We start from the raw sequence: 6,000 nt of genomic DNA, 5'->3' as shown, positions 1-6,000 counted from the left end.
ATCGAGCCCGCTGCCGTCATCGCATGGTCAGCTTGGAGACGATGCCATCAGGCCATCGCCAACCAAGCCCACAAGCGTAAGGCGCAACTGTAATGTTAGGGTGGGGGCCCGACCCAACCACTCCTCAATTTAACTCCCGCAGCACCCTCACCCCGTTGTTCAGGTACCGCACGTCGGGATCGTAGAACAGCCGCGCCGTGTCGGTGATGTCGGCCAAGCCGCCCCGCCAGGACCCGCCGCGCAGCACGCGCTCCCGGCAGTTGGTGGACGTCCAGGCGCTGCCGTCCGTCGGCGCGCCCGCGTAGTCGGCGTGCCAGCAGTCGGCGACCCACTCCGCCACGCCGCCGTTCATGTCGTGCAGGCCGAAGGGGTTCGGCTTGTAGCTGCCGACCGAGGCCGGGGTGAGCCGCTCCTGCGCGCCGCCGCAGTCCTTGCAGTTGGCGAGCGTCCCGGTCTGCCCCTCCCACCAATAGCGGCCGGTCGTGCCGCCGCGCGCCGCGTACTCCCACTCCGCCTCGGACGGCAGGCGGTAGCGCTGGCCGGTCTTCTGGCTCAGCCACTTCACGTAGGCCTGGGCCTCCAGCCAGGAGATGTTGTGGATCGGGGTGCTGTCGGTGGGCTTGGTCATGCGCGGCATGCCACCGGTGCAGCCGCCGCCCTCCACGCAGGCGCGCCACTCGGCCACCGTCACCTCGTAGGCGCCGAGCGCGAAGGGTTTGGCGATGGTGACCTTGTGCACCGGACGTTCGGAGCGGTCGCCCTGGTCGCTGCCCATGCTGAAGCTGCCCGGCGCAATCCGCACCATCACCGGGCAATCCTTGCAATCCTGAAAGCTGGCGGACTTGCTGTGGTTGCGCACCGCGCTGTTGCCGTTGCCGCTCGGGGGGGCCGCGGCCACCTGTTCCGGCGCCGGGGCCGCCTGAGGAGGCGTCGGCGGGGGCGGTGCCGCCGCTTCGACGACTGGAGCCGGGGCCGGGGCCGGGACCGGAGGAGGCGCCGACTGGGCCGGCAGTGGTTGAGGCGCCGACTGGGCAGGCGGTGGTTGAGGCGCCGCGGCGACCTGCGGCGGCTTGGCGGCGGGGGCGAGCGCGCCCAGCTTCTCCCGCGCCGGCTTGGCGTAGCTGCCATTGCCGAACAGCCGCAGGAAGGCCTCGAAGTCGGCAGGCTCGCGGCTCCCCTTGACCATCTGCCACAGCGATTCCTCAAGCGCCGGAGCCGCCGGAGCGGCGCCCGGAGGAGCGATCTCCAGCGTCACCGTGCCGATGGCCTTGCCGCCCTTGCCGTCCTCCACCTGATAGGTGAAGGCGCCAGCCGCCCCTGCCCGCTCCTGCTCCGGGTCGAAGGTCAGACGGGTCAGCCCCTCGGCCGGCAGGCGGTCGCCGGGACGGATCAGGGTGGCGCCGTCGCGCACCTTGCCACGGTCGGGCACGGCGGTGACGGTGATGGTCAGCGGGTCGCCGTCGGGGTCCACCGGCGCCTCGATGGCCAAGCGATTCGGCAGGGCGCGGATGGTGCGCGCGCCGGCCACCACCGGCTCACGGTTGCTCGGCTTGATGGTGATCGCCACGCCGCCCCGCACCACGCCGCCCCGCCCGTCCATGATCGCGAAGTCGAAGCGCCCGGCGTCGCCCACCATCGTCGCGTCCGGCTTGAAGCTGGTGGCGGCGAGCTGCTCCACGGTCAGGTAGTCGCCGATCAGCACGATGCGGTCGCCGATGCGCACGCTGCCGCCGCGCGGCAGGCCGGAGATCTGGGCGAAGAGCTGGTCGTCGTCCGGGTCGGTCGGGCGCCCGATGCGCAGCGGCTCGGGGTCGGCGCGGTCGGACAGCTCCAGCGGGCGGATCTCGCCGAGCACAGGCGGACGGTTCGGCGGGCGCGGGTTGAAGTAGAAGGGCGCCGCCCCCAGCGAGCCGAAGATGTAAGGCTCCTGCCGCCCGTTGGTCGCCTGCCGCACGGTGTCGCGCACGTTGCGGAAGAACAGGCTCAACTCCAGCCCCGGCGTCTGGAGGTGCTGGAGCAGGGCGTCGGTGTAGGGGCTGTGGTCGCCCTGCCCGTCCTCGGCCAGCTGGTCGGCGCGGGTGGCCATGGCGACCAGCGTGTCGCTGGGCGTGTCGTCGACGCGGGCGAAGCCGTAATTGACCTGGATGCGGTTCTGCCCGGCCTGCTTCAGCCGGTCGACGAAGGGGTTGTTGCGGCAGGAATCGAGCATCAGGATGCCCAGCTTGCGCGCCTGCGACAGCTCGCCCATCATCAGGTTCAGCGGCATCGCCTCGTAGACGAGGTCGCGCTCGCGCTCCAGCCTGGCGTCGGCCGGGACGATGTAGTTGTTGCCGCCCACCTGGATGCCGTGCCCGGCGTAGAAGATCACAGCCACGTCGGCCTGCGAGGCGCGGATGCCGAAATCGCGCAGCGCCCGCTCGAAGCCGCGGTTGTCCATGTCGAACTTCTCGTCCACGTCGAACTGGAGCTTGCGCAGGGCCTCAGCGATGGCCTTGGCGTCGTTCACCGGGTTCTGGAGTTCGGGGGCGAATTCGTACTTGCCGATGCCGACGACCAGCGCGATGCGCTTCTCCGGGGACTGGGAGGCCTGGGGTGGTGGAGGCTGGGAGGACGGGGATTGGGCGGCCGCGCCCGGTGCCCAGCCAAAAAGGCCCACCAACAGCAGGACGAGGGCGAACGACCAGAGGCCTGCGCCCGAACAACGCTGCGTCAAGGGTCCGTCGAACATCGGCCGGCTCCATGGTGGGAAGGCGGTTGCGCACCCCATACCCGGCACCCGTCGGCATAAAATTGCCAATTAGCCGATCTTAATATTTCGATTCCTGCGCACCAAGCGTTCATTCAGCCTAATCCCGAATACGGAGAATGGGTGATTACTCCCCAGCCTCCGCCGCGGGCCGCACCTCCTCCCCCTCCCGGTCGAGGACCAGCCAGGCGCGGACCGCCTTGCGCTTGCCCTTCAGCGCCATCTCCCCGACCGGCAACCCGGCCACCTTGCCCTGCACCGCTGTCCAGGTCGGTTCCCCGATGACGATCCGGCAATGGGGCGAGGAGCGCATGTCCACCGTCTTGCCCAACGCCTCCAGCCGGGCCGCCGTGTTGGCGGTGTCGCCGAGCAGCGAATATTCCATGTGCCGCAGCCCGCCCAGGCTGCCCGCCACCAGCGGCCCGGTGTGGATGCCGACGCGGATGCCGATGGCCGGCAGCCCCTCCGCCTGCCAGCGCTGGTTCAGCTCCCGAAGCTCCCGTCCCATCTGGATGGCGCAGCGCACGGCGCGCTCGGCGTCGGCGTCGATCTCCGCCTGGGTGGTGCGGGCGACGGGGGCGCCGAAGACCGCCAGGATGGCGTCGCCGATGAAGCGCAGAACGATGCCGTCATGCGCCGCCACCACCCGCACCATGGCGTCGAGATAGCCCTCCAGCCAGAGGATCAGCGGTTCCGGCTCCAGCGCCTCGCAGACGGTGGTGAAGCCTTCGATGTCGGAGAAGAAGACGGTGGCGGTCAGCTCCTGCGGGCGCGGGCGCCCGCCGGCCAGAAAGGTCGCGCGTTCCCGCCAGATCTCGTCGGCGACGGGCTGGGAGACGTGGTTGGCGAACAGCTGCATCAGGCTGCGGCGGTCGGTGCGCTCCTTCAGCGACAGATGCGCGGTCATCGCGGCGATGCCGCCCAGCCACGCCGCCGAGGGCGCCATCATCGCCACCAGCGGCCCACCCTGGGCGAACAGCGCCAGCGCCGCCGCCCACAGCCCCAGCAGCCCGAGCAGGCTGGCCGGCACCAGCAGCCACACCGGCCAGCCGGCCAGCGCCAGCGCCACCCCCGCAGCGCTCAGCGCCAACACCAGTGCGACCACCGAGCCGTCGGACAGGTCGCGGCTGGTACGCCCGTCCAGGATCTGGGCCAGCGCGTGGGCCTGGATCTCCACCCCCGGCGTGGACAGGCCGGCGACCGACAGCGGTGTGCGGTGCTGATCCACCCCGACCAGGACGGTGCCGACCACGGCGATCCGCCCGGCCAGCCAGCCGCGCGGCAGCATCCCCACCATGTCCGCCGGATAAGTCGGGAAGGGGGGCGTGTCCGGCGACGGGCGGGCGTGCCAGTCGATGCGGAAGGGCTCGGCCGGGATCGCCGCCTCCCCCGCCGCTCCGCCGGCGAACTGGGCCAGCCGCGCCGGGAAGCTGGGCAGCCCGTCGGGCCCGCGCGGCACATGCCAGCGCACCGTGCCGTCCAGCCGGTCCTTGGCGAGGTTGGCGTGGCCGTGCGGGATGCCGTCGAGGAACCGCCCGAGGTAGCGGCGCTGCTCCTCCGTCAGCGGCGTGTCGCCGAGCGCGGTGATGGCGACCACCGGCACCGTGGCGCGCTGGATGCGCTGGCGCAGCCGCTCGTCGAGCGCCGGCAGTGTCGGCTGGTCGAACAGGATGTCCAGCCCGATCGCCCGCACCCCCGCCGCCTCCAGCGTCCCCACCAGATCGGCGAGGAAGCCGCGGTCGACCGGCGACCGGCAGGCCAGCGAGGCGAACAGGTCCTCCCCCAGCGTGACCAGCACGATGCCGGGATGCTGCGGGGCGGGGGGCGTGAAGTAGGCGATGGCGAGGTCGCGGAAGCTCTCGTCGGCGGAGCGCAGGGGCGGCACCAGCCGGGTCAGCCCCAGCGCCGCCGCCGACACGCCGACAACCGCGGCCAATCCCATAAGCCCCTTGGCAAGCCACGGGGCTTTCGCCCAATCCAGCCTGCCCCCCGATGTCCCCAACGGCGGCGCCCTCACTCCACGCGCAGGATCACCTGCGCCATCACCAGTTCGGTCTGCTTCAGCGTGGCGAGCGTCCGCTCCAGCCGGGCCGCTGCCTCGTCGGTCAGGGGCCGGAAGGCGTCCTGCCGACCCGGCAGGTCGGCGCCGAGATCGCGTCCGGCGGCGAAGCAGCGAACCTCTTGGTCGGCGGACAGGCTCCCCGACCGCTCCGCCGCGCGCAGCGGCACCGGCATGCGGTCGCCGGCCAACGTCAGGGTATGGTGCCCCTCCAGCAGCGAACTGGCCGACGGCCCCGGCGGGTAGATCGGAGTCAACTGGCCGCGCGTGTTGCGCAGATAGCAGTAGAGATGCGCGTCCCGGTTCGTCTGGAGCACCAACGTCACCGTCTCCCCGGACCGGTAGGTCGGGTAGAGGCCGCGGTCTGTGGCGAGATAGAGGTTCAGCGGCGCCACGCTGTCCCGCACCGGGTCGAGCAGGGCCGCCGCCTGCGCCGCGCAGCCGGCGCCGGCCAGCCGGACGGCCAGTTCCGCGCCCTGCCCCGACCCGACGCCTTCGGCGGCGATCACGCGCAGGGTCAGGCTGTGGCGCACCCGTCCGTCCGGCCCGGCGACGGAGACGGCGGTGCCGTCGCCCATCGGCAGCTCGCGCGGCCAGGGCATCGCCGTTCCCTTGTCCCAACGCAGCGTGGCCGCGGCCTCGCGCCCTTCCGCACGCAGGGTGGCGGGGATCAGCGCCGGGTCGGCGGGCTTGCGCAGCAGCACCGTGCCGCCGGACTTCACGCATTGCGTGCCGGGGCGGCCAGGGTCGACGGTAAAGACCTGCTCCTCCCCCTTCTGCATCGGCGCGCCGACCGCGCGGGCGGCGCCCAGGTCGGTCTGGAAGAAGCGCTCCCCACCGACGAGGCTGCCGACTCCGCCCCAACCCGAAGCGTCGGGCATGCGGTCCAGCGGCCCTTCGAACGGTCCCTTGATCCGCAGCATGCGTCCGTTGGCGAACAGGAACATGGCGTTGGCGCCGTCCGGCACGGTGACCGCCGCGCCATCGGGAACCAGTTGCCCCTGCGCGTAGCCCGGGGCGGTGGAGGCGACGACCACCGCCTGCTCCGCCGCTGCGCGGCCGGCGGTGACGCCGACCACTCCGACGGCGGCCAGGGACAGGGCCGCCGCCACGAGTCCGCTCAGGGTCCTGTGCGCCATGCTGGCCTCCACCGGCGGGGATCGCGGAATCATTGGCGTTTCCCGGACGCCTGTCC

At 72.0% G+C, this 6,000-nt stretch carries 3 protein-coding genes; all 3 read right to left on the bottom strand.

What is annotated here, in order from left to right:
* Positions 1-124: 124 nt before the first annotated feature.
* On the bottom strand, positions 125-2,728 hold the full coding sequence (locus FHW79_RS07445) for an SUMF1/EgtB/PvdO family nonheme iron enzyme (RefSeq protein ID WP_183178291.1): 2,604 nt from the start codon (positions 2,726-2,728) through the stop codon (positions 125-127).
* A gap of 145 nt (positions 2,729-2,873) precedes the next feature.
* Positions 2,874-4,682, bottom strand: coding sequence for an adenylate/guanylate cyclase domain-containing protein (locus FHW79_RS07440; RefSeq protein WP_183178290.1), 1,809 nt, complete (start codon positions 4,680-4,682; stop codon positions 2,874-2,876).
* Between the two features lie 77 nt (positions 4,683-4,759).
* Positions 4,760-5,944 (bottom strand): DUF4384 domain-containing protein, encoded by a 1,185-nt coding sequence (locus FHW79_RS07435; protein ID WP_183178289.1) that lies wholly within the window; start codon positions 5,942-5,944, stop codon positions 4,760-4,762.
* Between the last annotated feature and the right edge of the window lie 56 nt (positions 5,945-6,000).

Origin of the sequence: Azospirillum sp. OGB3 (genome assembly GCF_014192915.1) — a bacterium.
GTDB lineage: Bacteria > Pseudomonadota > Alphaproteobacteria > Azospirillales > Azospirillaceae > Azospirillum.
The sequence above is the reverse complement of the archived record's forward strand: the minus strand, read 5'-3'. Positions and strand labels throughout refer to the sequence as shown.